At 68.3% G+C, this 24,941-nt stretch carries 25 protein-coding genes and 1 tRNA gene; 19 read left to right on the top strand and 7 right to left on the bottom strand.

Annotated features, from left to right (window positions below):
• Nucleotides 1-71 precede the first annotated feature (71 nt).
• From DIS04_RS11190 to DIS04_RS11175, 4 genes are all read left to right on the top strand, one after another.
• Nucleotides 72-926 carry a thymidylate synthase gene (locus DIS04_RS11190; protein WP_111413861.1) on the top strand — a complete coding sequence of 285 codons (855 nt, stop codon included), beginning with the start codon at nt 72-74 and terminating at the stop codon, nt 924-926.
• Entirely contained in the window at nt 923-1,447 is a 525-nt protein-coding gene (locus DIS04_RS11185; RefSeq protein ID WP_111413860.1) for a dihydrofolate reductase, read from the top strand. Before DIS04_RS11190 ends, DIS04_RS11185 begins: the two co-directional genes overlap by 4 nt.
• Nucleotides 1,448-1,554: 107 nt before the next feature.
• Nucleotides 1,555-2,649 (top strand): ProQ/FINO family protein, encoded by a 1,095-nt coding sequence (locus DIS04_RS11180; RefSeq protein ID WP_245904546.1) that lies wholly within the window; start codon nt 1,555-1,557, stop codon nt 2,647-2,649.
• A gap of 411 nt (nt 2,650-3,060) precedes the next feature.
• Complete coding sequence (locus DIS04_RS11175) at nt 3,061-4,188, top strand: porin (protein WP_111413859.1); 1,128 nt, start codon at nt 3,061-3,063, stop codon at nt 4,186-4,188.
• Between the two features lie 263 nt (nt 4,189-4,451).
• On the opposite strand, the gene DIS04_RS11170 is transcribed toward DIS04_RS11175, so the two are convergent.
• Nucleotides 4,452-4,709: a hypothetical protein gene (locus tag DIS04_RS11170; RefSeq protein ID WP_111413858.1), complete on the bottom strand. Its 258-nt coding sequence runs from the start codon at nt 4,707-4,709 to the stop codon at nt 4,452-4,454.
• Nucleotides 4,710-4,940: 231 nt separating this feature from the next.
• Here DIS04_RS11170 and DIS04_RS11165 point away from each other — a divergent pair, with 231 nt between their 5' ends.
• The gene (locus DIS04_RS11165; protein ID WP_111413857.1) at nt 4,941-5,681 is read left to right on the top strand and encodes a Crp/Fnr family transcriptional regulator; all 741 of its coding nucleotides are present in this window, start codon (nt 4,941-4,943) and stop codon (nt 5,679-5,681) included.
• A 34-nt stretch (nt 5,682-5,715) separates the two neighbouring features.
• Here DIS04_RS11165 and DIS04_RS11160 read toward each other — a convergent pair whose 3' ends face one another.
• Entirely contained in the window at nt 5,716-6,750 is a 1,035-nt protein-coding gene (locus DIS04_RS11160) for a sodium:calcium antiporter (protein WP_111413856.1), read from the bottom strand.
• A 132-nt stretch (nt 6,751-6,882) separates the two neighbouring features.
• Nucleotides 6,883-6,959 (bottom strand) — tRNA-Arg (locus DIS04_RS11155).
• Between the two features lie 113 nt (nt 6,960-7,072).
• Between DIS04_RS11155 and DIS04_RS11150 the strand changes: the two genes are divergently transcribed.
• Genes DIS04_RS11150 through DIS04_RS11140 form a run of 3 tightly spaced genes read left to right on the top strand, consistent with a single transcriptional unit; the run spans nt 7,073 to nt 10,429 of the window.
• Nucleotides 7,073-8,581, top strand: a complete 1,509-nt coding sequence (locus tag DIS04_RS11150; RefSeq protein WP_111413855.1) for an amidase — start codon at nt 7,073-7,075, stop codon at nt 8,579-8,581.
• Between the two features lie 34 nt (nt 8,582-8,615).
• Nucleotides 8,616-9,425, top strand: coding sequence for a methyltransferase domain-containing protein (locus DIS04_RS11145; RefSeq protein WP_111413854.1), 810 nt, complete (start codon nt 8,616-8,618; stop codon nt 9,423-9,425).
• Nucleotides 9,422-10,429 carry a methyltransferase gene (locus DIS04_RS11140; protein ID WP_111413853.1) on the top strand — a complete coding sequence of 336 codons (1,008 nt, stop codon included), beginning with the start codon at nt 9,422-9,424 and terminating at the stop codon, nt 10,427-10,429. Before DIS04_RS11145 ends, DIS04_RS11140 begins: the two co-directional genes overlap by 4 nt.
• Before the next feature lie 12 nt (nt 10,430-10,441).
• Here the strand turns inward: DIS04_RS11140 and DIS04_RS11135 are convergent, their stop codons facing one another.
• Genes DIS04_RS11135 through greB form a run of 3 tightly spaced genes read right to left on the bottom strand, consistent with a single transcriptional unit; the run spans nt 10,442 to nt 11,441 of the window.
• Nucleotides 10,442-10,696: a DUF2442 domain-containing protein gene (locus DIS04_RS11135; RefSeq protein WP_111413852.1), complete on the bottom strand. Its 255-nt coding sequence runs from the start codon at nt 10,694-10,696 to the stop codon at nt 10,442-10,444.
• On the bottom strand, nt 10,693-10,884 hold the full coding sequence (locus tag DIS04_RS20945; RefSeq protein WP_111413851.1) for a DUF4160 domain-containing protein: 192 nt from the start codon (nt 10,882-10,884) through the stop codon (nt 10,693-10,695). The genes DIS04_RS11135 and DIS04_RS20945 overlap by 4 nt, the downstream gene beginning before the upstream one ends.
• 17 nt (nt 10,885-10,901) lie before the next feature.
• On the bottom strand, nt 10,902-11,441 hold the full coding sequence (gene greB / locus DIS04_RS11125) for a transcription elongation factor GreB (protein ID WP_111413850.1): 540 nt from the start codon (nt 11,439-11,441) through the stop codon (nt 10,902-10,904).
• A 173-nt stretch (nt 11,442-11,614) separates the two neighbouring features.
• Here greB and DIS04_RS11120 point away from each other — a divergent pair, with 173 nt between their 5' ends.
• The 11 genes from DIS04_RS11120 (at nt 11,615) to DIS04_RS11070 (ending at nt 22,371) form a co-directional block, all read left to right on the top strand.
• A complete protein-coding gene (locus tag DIS04_RS11120) occupies nt 11,615-12,250 on the top strand; it encodes a TRAP transporter TatT component family protein (protein ID WP_111413849.1) in 636 nt (211 codons plus the stop codon).
• Nucleotides 12,251-12,362: 112 nt separating this feature from the next.
• The gene (locus DIS04_RS11115; protein ID WP_111413848.1) at nt 12,363-13,007 is read left to right on the top strand and encodes an NUDIX domain-containing protein; all 645 of its coding nucleotides are present in this window, start codon (nt 12,363-12,365) and stop codon (nt 13,005-13,007) included.
• Between the two features lies 1 nt (nt 13,008).
• Nucleotides 13,009-13,458 carry a DUF1249 domain-containing protein gene (locus DIS04_RS11110; RefSeq protein ID WP_111413847.1) on the top strand — a complete coding sequence of 150 codons (450 nt, stop codon included), beginning with the start codon at nt 13,009-13,011 and terminating at the stop codon, nt 13,456-13,458.
• On the top strand, nt 13,455-14,192 hold the full coding sequence (locus DIS04_RS11105; RefSeq protein WP_111413846.1) for a metallophosphoesterase: 738 nt from the start codon (nt 13,455-13,457) through the stop codon (nt 14,190-14,192). Before DIS04_RS11110 ends, DIS04_RS11105 begins: the two co-directional genes overlap by 4 nt.
• Nucleotides 14,193-14,311: 119 nt before the next feature.
• On the top strand, nt 14,312-15,283 hold the full coding sequence (gene cysD / locus DIS04_RS11100) for a sulfate adenylyltransferase subunit CysD (protein ID WP_422667857.1): 972 nt from the start codon (nt 14,312-14,314) through the stop codon (nt 15,281-15,283).
• Nucleotides 15,284-15,355: 72 nt separating this feature from the next.
• Nucleotides 15,356-16,795: a sulfate adenylyltransferase subunit CysN gene (gene cysN, locus DIS04_RS11095; RefSeq protein WP_111413845.1), complete on the top strand. Its 1,440-nt coding sequence runs from the start codon at nt 15,356-15,358 to the stop codon at nt 16,793-16,795.
• 186 nt (nt 16,796-16,981) lie between these two features.
• Nucleotides 16,982-18,064, top strand: a complete 1,083-nt coding sequence (locus DIS04_RS11090; RefSeq protein ID WP_111413844.1) for an App1 family protein — start codon at nt 16,982-16,984, stop codon at nt 18,062-18,064.
• A 168-nt stretch (nt 18,065-18,232) separates the two neighbouring features.
• On the top strand, nt 18,233-18,721 hold the full coding sequence (locus tag DIS04_RS11085) for a 20S proteasome subunit A/B (protein WP_111413843.1): 489 nt from the start codon (nt 18,233-18,235) through the stop codon (nt 18,719-18,721).
• Nucleotides 18,722-18,858: 137 nt separating this feature from the next.
• Nucleotides 18,859-19,533 (top strand): zinc metallopeptidase, encoded by a 675-nt coding sequence (locus DIS04_RS11080; protein ID WP_111413842.1) that lies wholly within the window; start codon nt 18,859-18,861, stop codon nt 19,531-19,533.
• An 82-nt stretch (nt 19,534-19,615) separates the two neighbouring features.
• Nucleotides 19,616-20,935: an erythromycin esterase family protein gene (locus DIS04_RS11075; protein ID WP_111413841.1), complete on the top strand. Its 1,320-nt coding sequence runs from the start codon at nt 19,616-19,618 to the stop codon at nt 20,933-20,935.
• A gap of 182 nt (nt 20,936-21,117) precedes the next feature.
• A complete protein-coding gene (locus tag DIS04_RS11070; RefSeq protein ID WP_111413840.1) occupies nt 21,118-22,371 on the top strand; it encodes an MFS transporter in 1,254 nt (417 codons plus the stop codon).
• A 4-nt stretch (nt 22,372-22,375) separates the two neighbouring features.
• Here DIS04_RS11070 and DIS04_RS11065 read toward each other — a convergent pair whose 3' ends face one another.
• Complete coding sequence (locus tag DIS04_RS11065; RefSeq protein ID WP_162623046.1) at nt 22,376-24,937, bottom strand: heavy metal translocating P-type ATPase; 2,562 nt, start codon at nt 24,935-24,937, stop codon at nt 22,376-22,378.
• Between the last annotated feature and the right edge of the window lie 4 nt (nt 24,938-24,941).

The following is a 24,941-nucleotide window of genomic DNA, read 5'->3' as shown; positions in this document are numbered from 1 at the left end:
ATGGGACGTGAGCCGAAGAGAGCGGTAAACTCCCAGCCCTGTCGCCCACCTATTCGAAGAGTTCGCCAACGATGTCTGACGACAACGCCCAGACCGCGCTCGCCAGGTCCCCTCACGAACCGCCCGCTCTCGAACAGCCGTACCTGGACCTGATGCGCCAGGTGCTCGAGCAGGGCGTGGACGGTGCCGATCGCACCGGGGTCGGCACACGCTCGCTGTTCGGCCACCAGATGCGCTTCGACCTCGCGCGCGGCTTCCCGCTGGTGACCACCAAGAAGCTGCACCTGCGCTCGATCATCCACGAGCTGCTGTGGTTCCTGCGCGGCGACACCAACATCGCCTATCTCAAGCAGAACGGGGTCAGCATCTGGGACGAGTGGGCCGACGAGAAGGGCGACCTCGGCCCGGTCTATGGCTACCAGTGGCGCAGCTGGCCCGATCCCCGCGGTGGCCACGTCGACCAGATCGCCAGGCTGCTGGAGCAGATCCGCACCCAGCCGCACTCGCGGCGGCTGATCGTCTCCGCCTGGAATCCGGCGCTGGTCGACGAGATGGCGCTGCCGCCATGCCACTGCCTGTTCCAGTTCCACGTGGCCCAGGGGCGGCTCTCCTGCCAGCTCTACCAGCGCAGCGCCGACATCTTCCTCGGCGTGCCGTTCAACATCGCCAGCTATGCGCTGCTGACCCGGATGATCGCCCAGGTCTGCGGGCTCGAGCCGGGCGACTTCGTGCATACCCTGGGCGACGCGCACCTCTACCTCAACCACCTGCAGCAGGCCGAGCTGCAGCTGTCGCGCACGCCGCGACCGGCGCCCCGGCTGGTGCTCGCCCCCGAGGTCGACGACCTGTTCGACTTTCGCTTCGAGCACATCGCCATCGAAGGCTACGACCCCCACCCGCACATCAAGGCGGAGGTGGCGGTATGACGGACGAGACCCTGGTGCCGGTGGCGATGATCGCCGCGGTGGCGCGCAACGGCGTGATCGGCATCGACAACAAGCTGCCCTGGCACCTGCCCGAGGACCTCAAGTTCTTCAAGCGCATGACCCAGGCCAAGCCCCTGATCATGGGGCGCAAGACCTTCGCCTCCATCGGTCGGCCGCTGCCGGGCCGGCTCAATATCGTGGTAACCCGCGACGAGACCTTCCACCACGACGGCGTCCGGGTCTGCCACGACCTCGAGTCGGCGTTGTTCCTGGCCGATCAGCAGGCCACCATCGACGCCGTCGACGAGATCATGGTGATGGGCGGTGGCGAGATCTACGCCCAGGCGCTGCGCCATGCCAGCCGCATCTACCTGACCGAGGTGGCGGTCGAGGTGGAGGGCGACGCGCGCTTCCCCGAGCTCGACGAGCGCGAGTGGGAAGAGGTGCAGCGGGTGCCGGGCACGCCCGCCCCGGGCCAGCCGGCCTACAGCTTCGTCGAATACCGGCGCCGGGCGGATTGAGATTTGTCAGCGCCTCGCTTGTGGCACACACTTGCTGGATCATGGACGCTTGACCAACCTGTGTCCCTCGCCGTGTCGTCACGTGAGCCTGCCAGGAGGATGCTGGTTTGACCGAACAACGTTCACGTCACCTGTTGAGTGCCCTGGAGTCGCGTGCCGCCAGCGCGCTCGAGGAGCTGCACCGCTGCCGCGCCCAGCTGGAACGCCTGGAAGCCCAGCTGGGCGAGGCCGAGGCGGCGCGGCAGGAGCTGGAGGCGGCCCGCCTCGAGCTGATGGAGGAGAACCGCGAGCTCGACGAGCAGAATCGCGAACTCGAGGAGGACAACGCCCGCCTGCGCGAGCGCCTGCGCAAGGGCGAGCCGGCCCCGGTGTTCCCCGGCGCGACCCGGCGCGCCCAGGGGCTAGCGGCGCTGATGGGCCAGCGCCCGCGGGACGACGCCCACCATGCCGGCACCGCGCGTGAAACGGCTGGCGGCGCGGCGGTCGAGGCGGCGCCTGCGAGCGAATCCTCGCCGGGCGAGGCGGCCCCCGAAGCATCCGCGGCTCAGCGGGAGGCACCGGCGGCAGACGAGCCTTCGGGCCAGCCCGAGCCAGGGCGGCACGAGGGGCACGAGCGGCAGGATTCGACGCAGCAGGGCGCGTCGACCGCGGACGCGCGCCAGGGGCGGCTTGCCATCGAACAGGCGCCTTCCGCCGATGCGCTGCTCAGGGAGTGGTACCAGCGCTATCCCAGTACCTTCTTCAAGGGCCACACCCGGCCGCTCAAGGTGGGCATCCATCACGACCTCGCCGCCCGCGAGCCCTGGCCCGAAAAGCTGGTGCGCCGGGCCCTGGCGGGCTACGTCAACCTGCCGCGCTATCTCAAGGCCGTGCGCGAGGGCGCCGAGCGCATCGATCTCGACGGCGCGCCCGCCGGCAGCGTCGATGCCCAGGCCGCCGAACACGCCAGGCGCAAGCTGGAACGCCTGCAGAGCGAGCGGCGCGAGCGCGGCCGCACGGCGGGCGGCCCCCCGCGACGCAACGACAAGGCCGTTCGCGGCCGCGAGGGCGCCAAGGGCCAGCCGCGCAAGGCCAGAGCCGTTCCGACGGCCCAGGCGGCACCCACCGACCCGCCCGCCGCACCGGCCGATCCCGAGGCGCGCATGGAGGCCAAGCTCTCGGCCCTGCTGGCCAAGCACAACGGCCAGGCGAAGGGGCAGTGAGGGCTGCGGCCGTTGCGGCGTTAAAAAACCGGCCTTGCCACTGCTAAATGAGCGGGGCATGATGTGCGGGCTCATCGCTGCCAGGCAAGCTTGCTGCCATTGCCTGCGGCACGCGGCCCTGGGGCGGGAGCGCCCGGGACCGCATCGGCAGGGAAAAGTTCCGGCGGGGGGGCGGGCGTCGAAGGAAAACAGTGTTTTTTCTTATTGCGTTCCGATTTTCCCCGGTATAGAGTTCTACCTGCGAGCATTGGACTATAACAAGGCTTCGCTGAGGTCATGACCGGCCCAGGCGCTTCCTGAGAAGGAACCGAGCCAAGCGCGGCGGGACCCATGCCCGGCAAGCTACCTGCACCGATCACCGATCCGTGCAGCAACGATCGAAACAGTAAGCTAGTGAAAGGAACTATCGCGATGAAAAAGACACTGTTAGCGACTGCCATTGCCGGTGCCCTGGGCGCCTCCGCTGCCGCTCAGGCCGCCACCGTCTACGACCAGGACGGCACCCAGCTGATCGTCAACGGCCGTATCGCCCTGGGTATCTCCGGCGGCGGCGAGCCTGACACAGAGGCTGGTGAAGCCAAGACCGGCGGTACCGAGTTCCGCAACATCTACTCGCGCCTCGGCCTCTCCATGAGCCAGCAGATCAACAGCGATCTCAAGGCCTTCGGTCGCATCGAGTGGCGTTTCAATGGCGACGAGCGCGATCTGGACGCTGGTTTCCAGGAAGTTCGTCACAGCTATATCGGCCTCGAGAGTGCCGGCCTCGGTACCGTGATGGCGGGTAACTTCGACAGCTTCTACAACAGCCAAGTCGCTGCCCCGTTCGATGTCTACATCGACCGCGGCCTCGAGTTCTCCAAGGGTGCCGGCGGCGACCTGCAGGCCCGCGGCGACTCTCTCGGCTATATCACTCCCGACCTGTCCGGCTTCCAGGCTTTCCTGATGGGCAAGCACTACACCGGCAACGGTCTGGAAGAGAATGGCGAGAGCCGCTCCTCTGAAATCAATGTTCAGGGTGGCGTCAAGTACGAAATGGCTGGCCTGCGCCTGGCACTCGGCTTCGCTGAGGACAGCGATGATTATGCTCTGAGCGGTCGCGAAACCCGTCATCGTTACACTGGCGCGGACCTGCGCGGTGCCGACGAGAACATCTACGGTGCCACTGCTTCCTACGCCTTCAACGACAGCTTCTCTGCTCGTCTGGGCTACGAGACCCAGGATACCAACGATGGCGCTATCGATGATGGCGGCGACGTAGAGCAGTACTCTGGCTATGACACCTGGGGCCTGGGTGCTACCTACTCCTTGGGTCAGTGGGCCTTCAACGCCGACGTCTACCGCGTCAGCCCGGACAACGGCGACGATCGTACCGCCTGGGCCGCCGGCGCCTACTACAAGGTGTCCAGCAACTTCGACGTGTTCAGTGAGCTGAACCGTGCCGACCAGGGTGACATCACCGTCAGCACTGCCGATGGCGTCGACGTCGAAGAGAACAGCGACAACATGTACTGGCTGGTTGGCGCTCGCTACCACTTCTAAGCGAGCCTGGCGGTACAGCAAGTCGACACGTCGAGTCATCGACGACAGAACCGGCCCTTCGGGGCCGGTTTTTTTTTACGCCTGGCGTTCGCCCTGGCGCCGGTGTCGTCCCCGCGGCATGGCGCTAGCGACAGCTTCGATGAGGGGCCGGTTCGGCGGGACGGCGCGGCCAGTGGGCTCAGCCGGCGCCGACGCGACGGCCACCCGCTGGGTGGCCGTTCAAGCCTATGGCTTGGGGGACGGGGTGGAGCGAAGGGCTCGGCTCACTGGCCCGGCCGGCCCTCGGGGGCCGCCAGCACGGCCTTGAGATGGGCGAGTTCGCGGGAAACGTCGGTCTCGACGAATTCCGCAATCAAGCGCTCGGCCTCGCGCCGGGCGGCCTGCTCCACATAATCGTCGTAGCGGATGACGGCGGCGTCGCAGTAGCGGCAATGAAGCACGTCGGTGGGCCTGGGGTTGCCGTGCCAGAAGTTGGCGCCGTTGCAGTGGGGACACGCGACTTTCCTTGTGCGTTGAAACATTCTGGCCTCCTGCCTGAAAGTTCGCCGGTTTGGCGAATCCCAGCCTAACACGAAAGTGGTGGCCGGCGTGTTACGGTGCATGATCCACGTATCGTGCTCCCGTCCGCGCGCGTTTCCCGTTGCCGCCGATGACGCCGGGCCGGGGGAAATGCCTTCGACCCCTTCGCTCGAATCGGCGTCCATTTGAACTAGGGTGAAGGCAGTGGATTCTGGACCTTCACGGAGCGATGCATGAACGCCGAGGCGCACAGGCCCGACACCCTGATGATTCGCAAGCTGCAGAGCATCTTCCCCCTGTCCGCCGACGAGCGGCAGGCGCTCAGGGAGTTGCCGGTTCGGGTGGTGCACCTCGAGCCCGACCGACCTATCGTGCAGATCGGCGATCGGCCGCACCAGTGCTGCCTGGTCCTTGATGGATTTTCCTGCGTCTTCAAGCTGAGCTACGAGGGCCGGCGCCAGATCATGGCACTGCATGTCCCCGGCGACATACCGGACCTGCAGAGCCTGCACCTGGCGGTCATGGACAGCAGCCTCGCCAGCCTCAGCCGGTGCACGGTGGGGCTCATCCAGCACGACGACCTGCGCCGGGCCTGCGAGCGGCATCCCCGTCTCACCGCCGCCTTCTGGCGCGAGACCCTGGTGGACGCCTCGATCTTTCGCGAGTGGCTGCTCAACATCGGGCAGCGAAACGCCTATACCCGGATGGCCCACCTGCTGTGCGAGTTACTGGTCCGACTCGAGGCGGTGGGGCTGGTCGAGGGCAATGCCTTCGAGCTGCCGATCACCCAGGAGGAGCTGGGAGACGCGATCGGCATCAGCGCGGTGCATGTCAGCCGCACGCTCCAGGCGCTGCGTGCCGATGGGCTGGTGGAGAGCAGGAAAACGAGATTCGCCGTGCTCGACCGGGAGAGGCTGAAGCAGGCGGGGGAGTTCGACCCGCTCTACCTGCACCTGCAGGAGAGGACGGCGTGAATTCTGCCCCAGCGGCAGCGCGTCTCGATGCGCATCAGCCGGCGATCAGCATGACGATGCCGGCCAGGTACAGGGCGATGATCAGGAGACTCTCGAAGCCGATGCGGCCGGGCCCTTGCTCCTGGCGAAACAGCAGCCCCAGCAGCAGCACGCTGGTCATCAGGATCGACAGCGCAATCCACAGCGCGACGTGATCGGGTATCGCGTGGTAGATCGAGCCGCCGCGGTAGGCCACGTCCGAGGCGGCGGCGAACAGGGTGTCGAAGGCGTTGCCGCCGATGATGCCGGCCACGGCGAGGGTCAGCGCCCCCTGGCGAACCGCCGCCACCGTCGTGACCAGTTCGGGCAGCGAGGTCGCCACCGAGGTGAGCAGCACGCCGACGGCCGCCTGGCTGAGGCCGGTTTCCTCCGAGATGACCGTGGCGCTGCGTTCGAGCAGCCAGCCGGCGATGCCGATGCTGGCCCCGAGCAGCAGGAAGAGCAGCCACAGGAACGTCAGCGAGCGCTCGTTGGAGGACGCCTCCGGCTCGTCGGCGCGCGTTTCGCGAGTCTTCGCGGGGTTCCACATGGGGCGGTAGCGGGACGACCTGACCAGGTGCAGGCCGAACAGGTAGGCAAGGAACAGCAGCGGCGTGATCGGGTGCACCTGCAGCAAGGTCCACTGCGGGGCGTAGCGCCCCACCAGCAGCAGGCTGAGCAGGGAGAGCAGCAGCCCGCCCTGGATCATGTTGCCCAGGGAGGCCGCGGCGTGCTCGAGGTTGGCCCGCCTGTGCGCGATGTCGGCAATGGCGAGAAACACCGTCTGGACGGCAATGCCGCCCAGGGCGTTGCTCATGGCGAGCTCGGGCTTGTCGGTCCAGGCCGACGAGACCGATACGACGATGCCTGAAAGCGAGGTGGCCATCCCCAGCAATACCGCCCCGGCCATGGCTTCCCCCAGGCCCGTGCGATCGGCGAGCTGGTCGACGATCCTGGCCAGCCGGGTCCCCACGATGCCGATCACCAGCGTGCAGGCGCCGAACAGGGCAGTGGCGGCGGCCAGGGAAGAAGCATCGATGGGCATGGGCATTCCGTTGCCTCGTCGTCGTGGAGCATCAGCCACTAGAAGGTAGATGGCACGCTGCGGGGATACAAGGCTCGGGGGGACTGGCAGGGGCGGGGAAATCCGGTCGGCGGAGGGCACTTGCGAGAGCCTGAGGATTGGCGCCCCCTTCAGGATTCGAACCTGAGACCTTCCCCTTAGGAGGGGGACGCTCTATCCAGCTGAGCTAAGGGGGCGCACGGCTGCGCATTATAAGCGCTTGTGGCGTCGAGATAAACCGCACCGGGCTGCGTTGCCTCGCACGGCTTCCCCCGGCATCATCGGGGTCATCGTTGGGGAAGGGGGACGAATGGAGAGCGAGGAGTACCGTCGGTACGATGCCCTGGGCCTGGCCGAGCTGATTCGCCGGGGGGAGGTGAGCCGCGAGGAGGTCTTCGACGCCGCTCGCCGGGCCATCGAGGGCGGCAATCCTTCGCTGCAGGCGGTGGTACGCACCCGCTTCGAGCGGGCTCGGCGCGAGGTGGAGGCCGGTGACCCGAGGGCGCCGTTTGCCGGGGTGCCGACCCTGACCAAGGACCTGCTGATGGCCATCGAGGGCGAGCCGCTGGCCTTCGGCAGCGCGGCCCTGGCGGAGTGGAGGCCGCCGGTGGACTCGACACTGGTTGCCCGCCTGCGCCAGGCGGGATTCGCCATCCTCGGCCAGACGGCCACTCCCGAGCTGGGGCTGATGGGGATCACCGAGCCTCGCGCCTTTCCACATCCCGTCAATCCCTGGCGGCCGTCGCATTCGCCCGGCGGTTCCAGCGGCGGCGCGGCCGCCGCGGTGGCCGCGGGCCTGGTGCCGCTGGCCATGGCCGGCGACGGCGGCGGCTCGATCCGCATTCCCGCCAGCTACTGCGGGCTGTTCGGCCTCAAGCCCTCGCGCGGGCGGGTGCCGCTGGGCCCGCTCCACGCCGAGGTGTGGCAGGGCGCCGTGGTGGAGCACGCCGTGACCCGCTCGGTGCGGGACAGCGCCGCCCTGCTCGACGCCACCAACGGCATGGACGAGGGCGCGCCGTATCCGGTCAGGCGCGAAACCGGCTATCTGGCGGCGCTCGAGCGCCCGCCCGAGCCGCTGCGCGTGGCGCTCTCGCTGGGTGAGCCGCTGGGCAAGCCGCTCGGCAGCGTGCTCGACGCCGAGGTGCGCCAGGCGGTGGAAGCAGCGGCCGCAACGCTCGAGGACCTCGGGCATCACGTCGAGTGGGCCGACCCGCCGGTCGATGGCGAGCGCCTGGCGGCCGCCTACCTGACGCTCTACCTGGGGCATCTCAGCGCCGACCTGGCCTGGATCGCCCGCGAGACCGGCGTGCCCGTCACGCGTCTAGAAATCGAGCCTTCGACGCGCGCCATCGCCCGCCTGGGGCGGCGCCTGCCGGTACGCGACTACGAGCTGGCCAAGCGCGACTGGAATTCGGCGGCACGCGCCATGGGCGCCTTCCACCGCCGCTATGACGTGCTGCTGATGCCGGTGACCGCGGCGCCGGCGCCACGCCTGGGTGAGCTCTATCCGCCGCCGGCGCACCAGCGCCTGATGTCGCTGTTGGCGATACCCGGTTTGCCGGCACTGGCGCTCAAGGCGGGCATGCTCGGACACTTGGCGCGTGATGCTCTGGCCCGCACGCCCTTCACCCAATTGGCCAACCTGACCGGTCAGCCGGCCATGTCGCTGCCGCTGCACATGACCGCGCAAGGGCTGCCGGTCGGTGTGCAGGTGCTGGGTGCCATGGGCGACGAGAGGCGCCTGCTGGCGCTGGCGGCGCAGGTCGAAGCCGAGGTGGGCTGGGGCCGACACCTGCCCAGACCCTGGCAAGACGGGTAGAATGCGCGCCACACCCCGTGAAAGCAGCCCAGCCATGACCGATCCCACGCCTCTTTCCGCCGCCGGTGACCGCCATTTCGACGGCCTGGCCGAGAAGTTCGCCGGCAGCCTCTACGGTGGGCCGCGCGGCGCGCTGCGCCTGGCCATGCTCGACGAGCTGCTGCCGGCCATGCTCGAACTCGACGGCCAGCCGCTGCTGGACGTCGGCGGCGGGCTCGGGCAGCTCTCCGCCTGGTTCGCCCGGCACGGCCACGCGGTTACGCTGCTGGAGCCGGCCGGCGACATGCTCGACCAGGCTCGAGAGGCACTGGGCGGTTTGCCGGTGAGCTTCGTTCAGGCCCCGCTGCAGGCGCTGCCGGAGCGTGCGCCCGGCCCCTGGCCGTTGATCGCCTGCCACGCCGTGCTGGAATGGCTCAGCGACCCGCGTGGCGCCTTCGCCACCCTGGCGGAGGGGCTCGCCCCGAATGGCCAGCTGTCGCTGATGGTGTTCAACCGCGATGCGCTGCGCCTCTCCAACGTGGTCAAGGGCAACCTGCAGAAGGCGCTGGACGACCGTCTCGAGGGGACCGGCAAGCGCCAGCGCCTGACCCCGATCTCGCCGCTGTGCCATGACCAGATCGCCGCCTGGAGCCACGAGCACGGCCTGTCGATCCGCGGCGTGGCGGGCATTCGTGTGTTCCACGACTACCTGCGCCAGCCGCCGGCGAACGAGGCCGACTGGCAGCGCCTGGTGGCGCTGGAGCGGCGCTACTGCCGGGCCGAGCCGCACTGGCGCCTGGGCCGCTACCTGCTCTACACGCTGGTGAAGGAGGGCGAGCCGCCGTCCCAGGAGAGCACCCGATGAGTGCCGAAACGCCGGTCTGCCAGTTGTTGGAACGCCAGGACGCCGACTATCGCGGCTGGCTATGGGTGGCGCCGCCGCGCGATCCCTGGCTCGAGGCGGGGCAGGGCCGCGTGCTGAGCGCCGACCATGGCGTGCTGCAGGCGTGGCGTGAACACGGCCGCCCGGCCTTCACGCCGTTCGAAGCCCTGCCGACTGGGGAGCCGCCCGGGGCGGTGCTGTTCTGGCCCAAGAGCCACGCACTCGGCGAGTGGTGGCTGCTGTGGCTGTGCGCCAACCTGCCGCCGGGCACGCCGTTGCAACTGGTGGGCGAGAACCAGGGCGGCATCAAGCGCGTGCTCAAGGTGCTGGCGGCATTGGGGCTGGGCTGTCGCAAGCGCGACAGCGCGCGGCGCAGCATCCTGTTCGAGACGCGCCTCGGCAAAGTCGGCATCGACCCGGAGGCCGCCTGGACCACCTTCGAAGCCGAGGGGCTGACGCTCGTCAGCCACCCCGGCGTGTTCGGCCACGGCAAGCTGGACGAGGGCACGCGGCTGCTGCTCGAGCGGCTCGAAGCGGAACTGCCGGGGCCTGACAAGGCGCCGGACGTGCTCGACATGGGCTGCGGCGACGGCATCCTCGCCGCCTGGCTGGCGCGACGTGGTCACCGGGTCACGGCAGTCGACGTCAACGCCTTCGCGGTGGAAGCCACCCGGCGCACCCTGGCGGCCAACGGGCTGGCGGGGCAGGCGCTGGCCAGCGACGTCTACTCGGCGCTCGACGGCCGGCGCTTCGCCGCCATCGTCAGCAACCCGCCGTTCCACCAGGAGCGCAGCATCGACTACGGCCCGGCCGGGCGCCTGATCCGCGAGGCACCGGCGTATCTGCTGCCGGGTGGGACGCTGCTGCTCGTGGCCAACGCCTTCCTGCCCTATCCGGACCTGCTGGAAAGCGCCTTCGGTGGGTTCGATATCTTGGCCGATGACCGGCGGTTTCGGGTGTACAAGTCTCGGAGTGCAGGAGGCTGAGGACACAAAAATTCAGGCGACTCGTCCGTGGTGCCGGGCCACGTCTCCTCGACCGGCAATGAGTCCTTCAATGGAGATGTCTTCGTCGAGGTCATCCCAATGCAGTCCCTTACCCGAATAGCTGATACGGCACTGCTCGCGCTCTGCAGGGCTGGCATGGAGCAGGCGGGGGAACCATGCCAGGGGAACGCCGAGCGTCCGGCCATCGCTGAGCTCGGCCCACATGGTGTGTTCGTCAAAGCTGACGGTCTTGGCAGAAATGCTCATTCCAGGCCCTCTCGATCTCGCTGCGGTGTTCTTCTTCTATCAACTGCATGAGCTGCGCAAGCTGGCATGACCCAGATCTTGGCCTCGCCGCCTCCGCTCTCTGCATGAATATGCATGGGCTCCAGGGGATTGCCTTCGTTCGAGTAAAAGAAGAAACGAATTCCCTTGTAGCGGAATACGACGGGCATAGTACTGCCTCCATTCGCTATTGCTGCGGATCCCGGTAAGCAATTTCGGTAATGATATAGGTGGTGTCGCCCGCCGGCGCCTTGACCGTGACCTCGTCGTCCAGCGACTTGCCCAGCAGCGCCTTGGCCAGCGGAGCGTCGATGCTGATCCAGCGCCTGGCGGTGTCGGTCTCGTCATGGCCGACGATGCGGATGTGAATCTCCTCGCCTTCCTCGTCCTCGAGGGTGACGAAGGCGCCGAAGTAGACCTTGTCGGTATTCGCCGGCAGCCGGTTCACCACCTGCAGTTCGTCGAGGCGCTGGGTGAGGTAGCGGATCCGCGCGATGACCCGGTTGAGTTCCTTCTTGTTGTAGGTGTAGTCGGCGTTCTCGCTGCGATCGCCGAGCGCCGCGGCCTCGCCCACCTTGGCCGAGAGGGCGGGGCGCTTGACCCGGGAAAGATGGTCGAGAATGCCGCGCAGGCGCGCCGCGCCCTCGGCGGTGATGAGGTTGCTCCTGGGTTCCTGGCGCGGGTCCTTGGCCGGATCGCGCCAGCGCGTCATGTTGCGGCCCTTCATGGGATCGCGCTCCTCCGAGCTGGTTGCATGAGAGGCAACATACGCCATTTCGTCGCCGCGAGGCCAGGGGGCGGCAATCGGACTGGCGTATCATTCAAACGTTCGTTACATTTTGGAGGGCGGCCTCGCCGCCGCCAAACAACAACCGCTCAATGCAAGGAAGGAGTCTGGACATGCCACGACGTCAGTTACTTGCCGCCGCCCTGGGGGCCGGCCTGCTCATCGCCCCGTTCGCAGGCGCCCTGGCCTGGGAGGAGGAGGTGCAGTCCCTCAAGCAGCGCTGGGAACAGATCAACACGCAGCAGGCCGAGGGGCAGCGCCGCGGTGCGCTCAAGTCGCTGGCCGGCGAAGCCGAACAGTTGAGCGAGAACAATGAGGGCGAGGCACAGCCGCTCATCTGGTACGGCATCATCGAGGCGTCGCATGCCCGCGAGCGCAGCGGCCTGGGCGCGCTCAGCAGCGCCCGCTCGGCGCGCGCCGCCCTGGAGCGGGCCATCGAGCTTGACCCACAAGGCGGCAACGGCTCGGCCTACGTGACCCTGGGCGCGCTCTACGACCGCGCCCCGGGCAGGCCCATCGGTTTCGGCAACAGCGAGACCGCCGAGCGCATGTTCCAGCGTGCCCTGGAGATTCGCCCCGACGGTATCGACGTCAACTACTACTATGCCGCCTTCCTCGAGGACGAGGGGCGCCGCGACGAGGCGCGCGAGCATGCCCAGCGTGCCGTCGACGGCACCGCTCGCGAGGATCGCCAGGGCTCGGACGAGGCGCTGCGCGAGGAGGCGAGGGCGCTGCTGTCCCGGCTGTAGGGCCGCTCCGCCGTGCGCCTGGTTGCATGCAGCGCACGGATTCGCCTGCGGCGGTTGGCATCGCCGGCTCCGGTCATGATAATGGTCGCCATTCGCAGACTCGGAGGTTGGCATGTCCGACACCCATGATGGCGGCCGGGATGCCGCCCGCCTGCCCAGCTTCGGCGCGGCCGATGCCGAACTGATCGAGCGCCGCTGCCTGCACCAGGGCTTCTTTCGCCTGGACGAGGTGCACCTTCGCCATCGCCTCTTCGAGGGCGGCTGGAGCGCCGAGATGGTGCGTGAGGTGCACGTGCGGCATGACGCCGTCGGCGTGCTGCTCTACGACGTCGAGCGCGACTGTGTGGCCCTGGTCGAGCAGATCCGTGCCGGCGCCCTGGACGACCCCGCCTCGCCGTGGAAGCTCGAGATCGTCGCCGGGTTGGTCGACGCGGGCGAGAGCGCGGCCGAGGTGGCCCGGCGCGAGGCCATGGAGGAGGCCGGCTGCGAGGTCGGTGAGCTGATCGAGCTGCACACCTACTACCCAAGCCCCGGCGCCTGCTCCGAGCGAGTGACGCTGTTCTGCGCACTGGTCGACTGCGGCGGGCTGGGCGGCGTGCATGGCCTGGACGAAGAGCATGAGGATATCCGCGTTCACGTGTTACCGTTCAATCAGGCCTGGGAACTCTTGCAGGCTGGACGACTCGACAATGCCATGTGTCTGATCGCCTTCTACTGGTTGGCGTCCGAACGAGCTTCTCTACGAGCAAGGGGGTAGCGTGGCGAGAACCGCCTATGTCACCGATCTCAAGGGCCTGCAGGGTGAATGCAGCGCCAACTACCTGCGCCTGACTCGGCTGCTGGGCGATCTGGGTGCGGGCGAGACGCGCGAACTCGAGCTCTCCGGCGGGCGGGGCCGCTTCGGCACCCTGTGGCTGTCGGTGCTGGAGCGGGCGCCCTATACCACCATCGCCCGCGTGAGCCAGAGCGGCCTGATGGATGCGGTCATCGAGCCGCCCTGCATGCGCGTGCACCTCTACCACGACGTGCGCATGGCCGAGGTCACCGATTTCCAGCGCGAGCGCCACTTCAACGGGCGCTACCGCTACCCCAACGTGCGCATGTTCCAGCCCGACGAGAAGCTCCAGCTCAACCGCTTCCTGGGGGAGTGGCTGGCCCACGGCCTGGAGCACGGCCATCCCACCAATGTGACGGAACTGCCGGGATGACGCGGCTGGTCCAGCTCAGCGATTGCCACCTGCATGCCGATCCCGCCGCCCGCTCCCGGGCCGGCTTCCCGTTGCGCCAGCTCGAATCCGTGGTGGCGGCCGTGCGCGCCGAGCGCCCGGACCTGGTGATCGTCAGCGGCGACGTCAGCCAGGACGAGACGGCGGCTTCCTACCAGCACGCCCATCGGGTCCTGTCGACGCTGGGCTGCCCCTGGTTCTGGCTGGGCGGCAACCACGATCAGCAGGAGCTGATGAAGGACGTCAAGGCCATCCACGATGACATCGACCTGGGTGACTGGCGGCTGCTGGTCGCGGACAGCTGCGTCAAGGGGCATGCCCATGGCGAGCTTGGCGAGGCGCGTATCGGCGCGCTGGTCGAGCGGCTGCGGCAGGACGAGCGCCCCACGCTGCTGGTCATGCATCATCCTCCCCTCGCGGTCGGTTCGGCCTGGCTCGACCAGATCGGGCTCAAGGATCGCGATGCCCTGTGGCAGGCGCTGGCGCCGTTTGCGCAGCTCAAGGCCGTGCTTTGCGGGCACATCCACCAGGCCTTCGCCGGGCGCCAGCGGCTCGAGCACGGCGAGGTCATGGTCTACGGCTGCCCCTCGACCACCGACCAGTTCCTGGCCGGCTCCGACGACTTCGCCATCGACGAGGCGTCGAGGCCGGGCTTTCGCATCCTCGACCTGCGCGGCGACGAGTGGCTGACCTGGGTCGAGCGCATCGATCTCTGATCTACGATTCGATTTCGATCTAAAAAGATAGGTAATCATTCTTTTACGTTATTACCGTCACGGCTTAACCTGTAGCGCATGATCCTTACTGCCCATCGTCATGCGAGGTACCCGGGCCGATGACCAGTCTCAAAGCTCCCGAGCAACAGCCGGCCTCCCAGCTTGCCGGTTCGCCGACCTCCCTGTCGCCGCACCGGCTGACCCATCTGCAGCAGCTGGAAGCCGAGTCGATCCACATCATCCGCGAGGTGGCGGCCGAGTTCCGCAACCCGGTGATGCTCTACTCGATCGGCAAGGATTCCTCGGTGATGCTGCACCTGGCGCGCAAGGCCTTCTACCCCGGGCCGCCGCCGTTCCCGCTGATGCACATCAACACCACCTGGAAGTTCCGCGAGATGATCGCCTTCCGCGACCGCATGGCCGGCGAGGTGGGCATGGAGCTGATCGAGCACATCAACGAGGAGGGGCGCGCCGCGGGCATCAATCCCTTCGACCACGGCTCCAGCGGCTATACCGACGTGATGAAGACCCAGGCGCTCAAGCAGGCGCTGGACAAGTACGGCTTCGATGCCGCCTTCGGCGGTGCCCGCCGCGACGAGGAGGCCAGCCGCGCCAAGGAGCGCGTGTTCTCGTTCCGTGACAAGTACCACCGCTGGGACCCCAAGAGCCAGCGCCCCGAGCTGTGGAACCTGTACAACGCCCGGATCAACAAGAGCGAGTCGATCCGCGCCTTCCCGCTCTCCAACTGGACCGAGCTGGACATCTGGCAGTACATCCACCTCGAGCAGATTCCCATCGTGCCGCTCTACTACGCCGCCCCGCGGCCGGTGGTGGAGCGCGACGGCATGCTGGTGATGGTCGACGACGAGCGCCTGCCGCTCGAACCCGGCGAGGTACCCGAGGAGCGCTGGGTACGCTTCCGCACGCTGGGCTGCTACCCGCTGACCGGCGCGGTGGAGTCCCGGGCCGACACCCTGCCGGAGATCATCCAGGAGATGCTGCTGACCCGCACCAGCGAACGCAGCGGCCGGGCCATCGACCACGACCAGGCGGGCTCGATGGAGAAGAAGAAGCGCGAGGGGTACTTCTAGCCGCTGGCGAAAACTCGCTGCCTCTGGCTGACTTTCGCTCAGCGTCTGATCAATGATTTTCGGGATGTCATCATGGCCCATCAGTCTTCTCTGATAGCAGACAACATCGAGCAGTACCTGCACGAGCACGAAAACAAGGACCTGCTGCGCTTCATCACCTGCGGCAGCGTCGACGACGGCAAGTCGACCCTGATCGGCCGGCTGCTGCACGACTCCAAGATGATCTTCGACGATCACCTGGCGGCACTGACCCGCGATTCGAAGAAGAGCGGCACCACCGGCGACGCCGTCGACCTGGCGCTGCTGGTCGACGGCCTGCAGTCGGAGCGCGAGCAGGGCATCACCATCGACGTGGCCTATCGCTTCTTCTCCACCGACAAGCGCAAGTTCATCATCGCCGACACCCCGGGGCACGAGCAGTACACCCGCAACATGGCCACCGGGGCCTCCACCGCCAACCTGGCGATCATCCTGATCGACGCCCGCTACGGCGTGCAGACCCAGACCCGACGCCACAGCTTCATCGCCGACCTGCTGGGCATCAAGCACCTGGTCATCGCGGTGAACAAGATGGACCTGGTGGGTTTCTCCCAGGCGCGCTTCGAGGAGATCGTTGCCGACTATCGCCGCTTCGCCGAACAGCTCTCGGTGCGCGACCTCCACTTCGTGCCGATCTCGGCGCTGGAGGGCGACAACGTGGTCAACCGCAGCGACCGCACCCCCTGGTACCGCCAGGCGAGCGAGCCCGGCCCGGCGCTGCTGGAACTGCTGGAAACCGTGGAGGTGACCCGCGACCGCAACCTCGTCGACCTGCGCTTCCCGGTGCAGTACGTCAACCGCCCCAACCTCGACTTCCGCGGCTACGCCGGCACCCTGGAGGCCGGCGTGCTGCGCCCCGGCCTCGCCGTCAAGGCGCTGCCCTCGGGCAAGAGCAGCCGGGTCGCGCGCGTGGTGACCTATGACGGCGACCTGGAGGCGGCCTGGCCGGGCCAGGCGGTGACCGTCACGCTCGAGGACGAGATCGACATCTCCCGCGGCGACTGGATCGTCGCCGAGGATGCCGAGGTCACCCTGACCAACGCCTTCGATGCCGACATCGTGTGGATGCACGAGCAGCCGCTGGTGCCGGGGCGTCAGTACGACATCCGCCTGGCCGGCCGCTCGGTGGCGGGGCAGGTGAACGCCATCCACCACCAGATCGACGTCAACACCTTGGAGCGCCATCCGGCCGAGCGCCTGGAGCTGAACGCCATCGCCCGCTGCCGGGTCGAGCTGACCGCCGAGGTGCCGCTCGACGCCTATGACCAGAGCCCCGGCACCGGGAGCTTCATCGTCATCGACCGGCTCACCAACGTCACCGTGGGCGCGGGGATGGTGCGCGCTGCCGCCGATGCCTCGGGCCAGGCGCGTGGCGAGGTCGACTGGGCCGCCTTCGAGCTGGAACTCAATGCCCTGATTCGCAAGCACTTCCCGCATTGGCAGGCCAAGGACGTTCGCGACTTGTTGCGCTAGGGGCGAGGGGCCAGGCGAACCATAGACGGTTGATCTTGCGACAGCATCCTCCACACTAGGGACAGGGCTCGGCAGTTGCCGGGCCCTGTCGAGTGTCAGGGAGGAGACCATGGCGCATTGCCAGGAGTGGCCGAGAGTGCACGGCACCAACGCCTGCCCGCTGGAGCACGCCGGGCAGGTGGGCGAATGACGGGATTCGTCAGGCGCCTGCTGCGTATCGCCGCCCGCCCGATGCAGCGCGACCGCGGGCGCGGCGGCTATGTGGTGCACCCCTATCGCGGCTACGGCTCCCGCCACGAGGCTTTCCTCATGGGGCGGGTATTCCGCCAGGCCACGCTGGGCGAGGTGATACCGCGCTATGGCGTGCTGCGCGACCTGGCCGACGTCGTGCGGCGCATCTTCCGCCACGGCCTGCCCCAGGTGGACGTCAGGGTCAGCCTGGGCGAGAACGTGGCCACCGTGACCACCGATCGTGACGGCTACTTCGACGTCCATATGGCCATCGAGCATCCCCTGCCGGGGGAGACCACCTGGCACCATGCCGAACTGCACGTGGTATTGCCGGACGTGGAGCCGGTGCACTCCTTCACCGAGGTGTACATCCCGCCGGCCGAGGCCGACCTGCTGATCATCAGCGATATCGACGACACCGTGATGTACACCGGGGTGGCCAACAAGCTGCGCATGCTCCACCGGCTGTTCGTCAAGCGGGCGCACCAGCGCATGGCCTTCCCCGGCGTGGCGGAGTTCTACCAGGCGCTGCATGACGGCAGGAGCGGCGACGCCAGGCGGCCGATCCTCTACGTTTCCCGCGGCCCCTGGAGCATCTACGAGATGCTGGAAGAGTTCTTCCAGCTCAACCGCATCCCCGTGGGGCCCATCCTGTTCCTGCGCGAGTGGGGCATCTCCTGGCGCAAGCCCTGGCCGCGCCGCGCCGAAGACCACAAGTACGACATGATCCAGCACATGCTGGCGATGCGCGACGAGCTCCCCTGCGTGCTGATCGGCGACAGCGGCCAGCACGATCCCGAGGTCTACGCCCGCATCGTGCACGAATTTCCCGAGCGCATCCGCGCGGTGTACATCCGCCGGGTCGAGCGCAAGCCCGAACGCGAGCACGCCATCGAGCTGCTGCGCGACGAGATCGGCCATACCGGCTGCGACCTGGTGCTGGCCGACGACAGCCTGGCCATGGCGGAGCACGCCATGCACCAGGGATTGATCGGCGAGGAAGGGCTGGAGGAGGTGCGCCGGGCGCTGCTCCGATAGCTCGATTTGGCGCCGGCCCCGGCGCCTGACGAAGGGATGGATCGGGTTACAAAACCGTTAGGCTGTGTGTCGATTTCTTGCGTTTTTCGATCTTAGTCTGCGCCTGACGCAAGGGGCCTCGTCCAATTTTCGTTGAGGCCTGCGCCCGATCTACACCGAGGTACTCACATGACCACAATCGTATGGGACGGAACGACGCTCGCGACGGATTCGCTGATCAGTGTCAATGGCTCGACCTACAACCATGCGCAGAAACTGTTCCGGCTCGACAACGGCGAGTGGGTGGCCTTCGCCGGCGAGCAGCAGGAGTGGTGGGAGGTCATGGAGTGGCTCAATGCCGGGGCGCCACGTAACGACAAGCCCCACGTGACGCGGGTCGAGATGATCATCGCCGGCCCCGATGGGGTCTACGAGATGTTCAACAAGCTGGTGCGTATCCCGGTCAACGGCCCCGTCGCCTACGGTACCGGCTGGAAGTGGGCGCTGGCGGCCATCGACCATGGCAAGAGCGCCGTCGAAGCGGTGGAGTATGCCAAGACCCGCGACCATGACAGCGGCGGTGAGGTACAGTCCGTCACGCCCGCGACCCGGGCCGGCGTGCCCTTCGCGGCGATGATGCGGGATGTCGAGGCAGAACCGGAACCCGCAACGACCTGATATCGGCTGGACCCCGCGCAGCCCCGGCCAACTGGCCGGGGCTGCGTCGTTGGTGCGTCGGGCGCAGCGCGACAGCATGAACCCGAAGCGGGTACGCTACGTCCAACCTCAAGACGCCCAAAGAGACCCCGAACGCCATGATCGTGCTGCTGATCGTCTTCCTGCTGGCCATCTTCGTGCTGCCCAACGCGTGGGCCAAGTGGGTGCTGGCGCGCCATGCCCGCGGGCGCGACGACTACCCCGGCACCGGCGCCGAGCTGGCCGACCACCTGCTGCGCCGCCTGGGCATCGAGGGGGTCAAGGTGGAGTTGACCGAGCAGGGCGACCACTACGACCCCGAGGCGCGCCGGGTGCGACTCTCCCGCGAACACTACGAGGGGCGCTCGCTGACGGCGGTGACCGTGGCCGCCCACGAGGTCGGCCACGCCATCCAGCACCACGAGGGGTACGCACCGCTGATGGCCCGTGCGCGCATGGTCGGGGTGGCCCAGCGGGCCGAGAAGGTCGGCGCGCTGCTGATGATGGCCGCTCCCTTCCTGTTCATCCTGACCCGCCTGCCCGGGGGGCTCGCCATCGTCATCGTGGCGGCGGTGATCAGCTTCGGCACGGCGGCGCTGGTGCACCTGGTGACCCTGCCGGTGGAGTTTGACGCCAGCTTCAATCGCGCCCTTCCGCTGCTGCGCGAGTACGTGCCGCCCTACGACCTGCCCGGCGCCCGCCACGTGCTGACCGCCTGCGCCTTCACCTACGTGGCCGCCTCGCTGGCGAGCATCCTGAACCTGGGGCGCTGGCTGGTGATCCTGCGTCGCTGACCCCACCAGACCTTGAGTGCAAGCGGAAGGGGTTTCTAGAGTTCAGGGAGTAACCATGGGCCTTCATGGAGGAGGTGCGATCATGACGACTCCCCAGGACTACATTCGCAGTAACGCCAGGCCGCTCGACGGCCGCAGTGTGGATTACGACGACCTGCTGGATCAGGTGGGCGAGCGCTCACTGGTGCTGCTCGGCGAGGCGTCCCACGGCACCGCCGAGTTCTACCGCATGCGCGCCGAGATCACCCGGCGCCTGATTCGCGAGAAAGACTTCGAGGCGGTGATCGTCGAGGCCGACTGGCCCGATGCCCTGCGCCTCAACCGCTACGTCCGCGGCGAAGGCGACGACACCCTGAAGACCGCCTTCGACGATTTCCAGCGCTTCCCGCAGTGGATGTGGCGCAATACCGAGGTGCGCGACTTCATCGGCTGGCTCGAGGAGCACAACGCCGGCAAGGAGATCGAGAAGCAGGTGGGCTTCTACGGCCTCGACATCTACAGCCTGCACCGCTCGGCGGACGCGGTGATCGAGTACCTCGAAGGCATCGACCCGGAGCAGGCGCGCACCGCCCGCGAGGGCTACGCCTGCCTCGACCATGGCGGCGATCCGGTGCGCTACGGCCACGATGCCGCCTTCGGCCTCAGCCGCATCTGCGAGGACGCCGCCGTGCGCCTGCTTGCCGACCTGCTCGAGAAGTCCACCGGCTACCTGCGCGGCGATGGCCGTCGTTCGCGGGACGAGCAGTTCTTTGCCGAGCAGAATGCCCGCGTGGTAGTCAACGCGGAGCACTACTACCGTGCCATGTTCGGCTCGCGAGTGGACACCTGGAACCTGCGCGACGAGCACATGACCGATACCATCGCCGAGCTGCGCGAGCACCTGCGCCGCCATGGCGGGCGGGGCAAGCTGGTGGTATGGGCACACAACTCGCACCTGGGCGATGCCGCCTTCACCGACATGGGCTGGCATCGCGGCCAGCACAACGTCGGTCAGCTGGTGCGCCACCGCTTCGGCGAGGAGCAGGCGCTGCTGGTGGGGTTCACCACCCACACCGGCTTCGTCTCGGCGGCCCGCGACTGGGACGGCCCGGTGGAACATCGCCGGGTGCGACCCTCGATGGCGGGCAGTGTCGAGCGGCTGTTCCACGACAGCGGCCTCGGTGACTTCTACCTGCCGCTGGGCGAGGGTGCGGCGCCCCTGAAGGAGCCGCTGTGGGAGCGCGCCATCGGCGTGATCTACCGCCCCGAGTCGGAGCGCATCAGCCACTACTTCAAGGCCTCCATGGCCCGGCAGTTCGACGCCGTCTTCCATGTCGACGAGACCCGCGCCGTGGAGCCGTTCGACACGGGCGAGCAGTGGCACCCGGAGGAGACACCCGACACCTATCCCTTCGGGGTCTGAGGTGGCCCGGCAGGCGGTGGCGCCCCTTGCGCCGCCTGGCGGGCATTGACGACATCCGCGCAGCGGCCAATAGTGTATCGATCGATTGGGCGCGCGGAGTGCGGGATTGTCGTATCGCATCGACGCGCCTTCACGCGGGCTGGGCGGCCTCCACGCTGTCCCTGACGAACCGGAGTGCCGTCATGACGTCCGGCTGCGACGAGAGGAACCCCAGAAGCGATACCTGGCCCGTGGCGACGATCGCCATCGCCCAGCTGTTCGGCACCTCGCTGTGGTTCAGCGCCAACAGCGCGGCGGAAGACCTGATGCGCACCTGGCACGTCAGCGCCGCGGACATCGGCTGGATGACCAGCGCGGTGCAGGTCGGCTTCATCCTCGGCACCCTGACGATGGCCCTCGGCGGCCTGGCGGATCGCTATCGCGCCAGCCGGATCTTCGTCTGCTGCGCGCTGGCCGGCGCCCTGTTCAACGCCGGCTTCGCCCTGCTGCCGGAGGGCCTGGCCAGCGCCCTGGTGTTGCGTTTCCTGGTCGGCCTGTCGCTGGCGGGCATCTATCCGGTGGGCATGAAGCTGATCGTCAGCTGGGCGCCGGAGCGTACCGGGCAGGCGCTGGCCCAGTTGGTCGCCATGCTGACGCTGGGCACGGCGCTGCCCCACGGGCTGCGGCAGGTAGGGGCCGATCTGCCCTGGCAATATGTCATCCTCGCCTCGTCCGGGCTCGCCCTGCTCGGCGCGGCGATGATCCACCGCCTGGGCGATGGCCCCCACCTTCCCGACGCCCGCCAGCGCAGGGCAGCGGCTCACTCCCCGACAGGACGGCCCACGGTGCTGGACGCATTCCGGATCCATCGCTTCCGCGCGGCTGCTCTGGGCTACTTCGGCCACATGTGGGAGCTGTACGCCTTCTGGACGGTGGTGCCGCTGCTGGTGTCGCAGACGGTGCTGGCCAGCCGCTACAGCGCCCTCGGCGTGTCCGGCATGGCCTTCGCCATCATCGGTGTCGGGGCGCTGGGCTGCGTGATCGGCGGGCGGCTGTCGCGGCGTTACGGCAGCGCCAGGGTGGCGCTGGCCGCCCTGGCCTCCTCGGGCGCCTGCGCCGTGGTGTTCGCGCTGTTCTGGCAGGCGCTGCCGGCCGTCGCGCTGGGCCTGCTCCTGCTGCTGTGGGGCGCCACCGTGGTTGCGGATTCACCGCAGTTCTCCGCCCTTTCGGCGCAGGCCTGCCCGCGCGAGCTGGTCGGCGCCGCGCTGGCCATCCAGAACTCCATCGGCTTTGCCATCACCGTGGTCTCGATTGCCGCCACCACGGCGCTGTTCGAGCACGTGGGGTTGAGCGCCGCCTGGCTGCTTGTTCCCGGCCCCATCGTCGGGCTGCTCGGCTTCGCCTGGGCGACCAGGCGAGCCGTCGAAGAGCCGTTGGCCACCCAGGACGCGCCGTGATGCCTCACGCGCCAGCCCGGCTAGCGACCTCCACCTGCGGCGCTGCGGCCTCATCCGCATCGAGCGCGAGCGGCGGCCGGAAGCCACGGAGGCGCAGCGCATTGGTCAGCACGCAGATGCTCGAGGCGGCCATCGCCACGGCGGCGAGGATCGGCGAGAGCAGGATGCCGAAGGCGGGGTAGAGCGCGCCGGCGGCCACCGGGATCAGCACGGTGTTGTAGGCGAAGGCCCAGAACAGGTTCTGCTTGATGTTGCGGATGGTGGCACGGGACAGCGCAATGGCGTTGGGCACGTTGCGCAGGTCACCGGACATCAGGACCACCTCGGCGGACTCGATGGCGATGTCGGTACCGGTACCGATGGCGATCCCCACGTCGGCCTGGGCCAATGCCGGGGCATCGTTGATGCCGTCGCCGACGAAGGCCACCAGGCTGCCCTCGGCCTGTAGCTGCTTCACCGCATCTACCTTGCCGTCGGGCAGCACCTCGGCCACTACCTTGTCGATGCCGAGCCGGCGGGCGATGGCCTCAGCGGTGCGCCGGTTGTCGCCGGTGATCATCGCGACCTGCAGGCCCTCGGCGTGCAGCGCGCGGATGGCGGCCGGGGTGGATGCCTTGATCGGATCGGCGACGGCGATGATGGCGGCCAGGCGGCCGTCGATGGCGGCGTAGAGCGGCGACTTGCCCTCGTCGGCCAGCCGCTGCGCGGCCTGTGCGAAGGCCTCCACGTCCAGCCCCAGCTGGCGCATGTAGCGGTCGGCGCCGACCTCTACCCGGTGGCCTTCGACGCGGGCCGCGACCCCGTAGCCGGGGACGGCTTCGAAGGCCTGGATGGCGCCAGGCTCCAGTCCGCGAGCCTTGGTCGCGTTGACGATCGCCTCGGCGATGGGGTGTTCCGACTGACGCTCGACGGAGGCCACCAGGCGCAGGGTTTCGGCCTCGTCGAAGCCATCGGCCACGACCAGGTCGGTGAGTTCGGGGCGGCCCTTGGTCAGGGTGCCGGTCTTGTCCAGCGCAATGACTTTGGCGTCGCGCAGCGACTGCAGCGCCTCGCCCTTGCGGAACAGCACCCCCATCTTCGCCGCCTTGCCGGTCCCCACCATGATGGAGGTGGGGGTGGCCAGGCCCATGGCGCAGGGGCAGGCGATGATCAGCACCGCCACGCCGTTGACCAGGGCGAAGGTCAGCGCGGGGGCAGGGCCGAAGAGCAGCCACACGCCGATGGTGGCCAGGGCGGCGGCGATCACCGCCGGGACGAAGTAGTGGGTGACCTTGTCGACCAAGGCCTGGATCGGCAGCTTCGAGCCCTGGGCCTGCTCGACCATGCGCACGATCTGTGCCAGCAGGGTGTCGGCGCCGACCTTGGTGGCACGGAAGCTGAAGCTGCCCACCTTGTTGAGGGTGCCGCCCACCACCTCCGTGCCGGCCTCCTTGAGCACCGGGACGGGTTCGCCGGTGATCATCGACTCGTCGACGTAGGAGCTGCCGTCGATAACCTCGCCGTCAACCGGCACCTTCTCGCCGGGTCGCACCCGCACCACGTCGCCCTGGCGCACCTCATCGATGCCGACCTCCATTTCACGGCCGTCGCGGACCACCCGGGCGGTCTTGGCCTGGAGCTTCATCAGCGCCTTGATGGCCTCGCTGGTGCGGCCCTTGGCGATCGCCTCGAAATAGCGCCCGACGAGGATCAGCGTGATGATCACCGCCGAGGCCTCGAAGTAGACGTTGACCGTGCCGGCCGGCAGCACCTGCGGCAGGAAGGTGGCCACCACCGAATAGCCCCAGGCGGCCGAGGTGCCCAGCATGACCAGCGAGTTCATGTCGGGGCCGCCGCGCAGCAGGGCGGGCCAGCCCTTGCGGTAGAAACGCAGGCCGGGGCCGAACTGCACGACCGAGGCCAGCACGAAGAACAGGTAGAACAGGTTCTGCTGCCCCAGGCTCATGCGCAGCCAGTGATGGAGCCACGGAAACAGGTGGGAGCCCATTTCCAGCACGACGAGGGGCAGGGTGAGCACCCCGGCGAGGGTGACCGCGCGCTTCAGCTCGGCGATTTCCCGTTCGCGGGCCTCGCGCTCGCGGTCGCTGCGATCCGCGGCGTCGCTGGCGGCCTCGGCCTCGTAGCCAGCGGCCCGCACCGCTTCGATCAGGCGCTGCGGGGTCACGGCCCCGGCCACCACCTTCAGGGTCGCCGTCGCGGTGGCGAGGTTGACGCTGGCCTCGAGCACGCCGGGCACGCCGGCGAGCCTGCGCTCCACGCGGCCCACGCAGGAGGCGCAGGTCATCCCCTTGACCGACAGTTCGAGGGTCTCGGTCACGGCGGGGTAGCCGGCACCGTCCAGCGCCTGCACGACCGCGGCGAAGTCCGCCTGGCCGGTGCCGAACGCTACCCGGGCGCGCTGGGTGGCGAGGTTGACGCTGGCGTCGACGACGCCCGGCACACCGCGGATCGCCGTCTCGACCCGGCTCACGCAGGAGGCGCAGCTCATGCCTGCGATGTCCACGGAATACGTTTCGCTGCCGCTGGAATCACTGCGAACCGCCAGGGCGGCTTCGTTGCTCGACATGACT

The sequence above is a fragment of the Billgrantia lactosivorans genome (genome assembly GCF_003254665.1).
Classification (GTDB): Bacteria; Pseudomonadota; Gammaproteobacteria; order Pseudomonadales; family Halomonadaceae; genus Halomonas; species Halomonas lactosivorans.
This window is presented reverse-complemented; position numbering and strand designations above follow the sequence as displayed.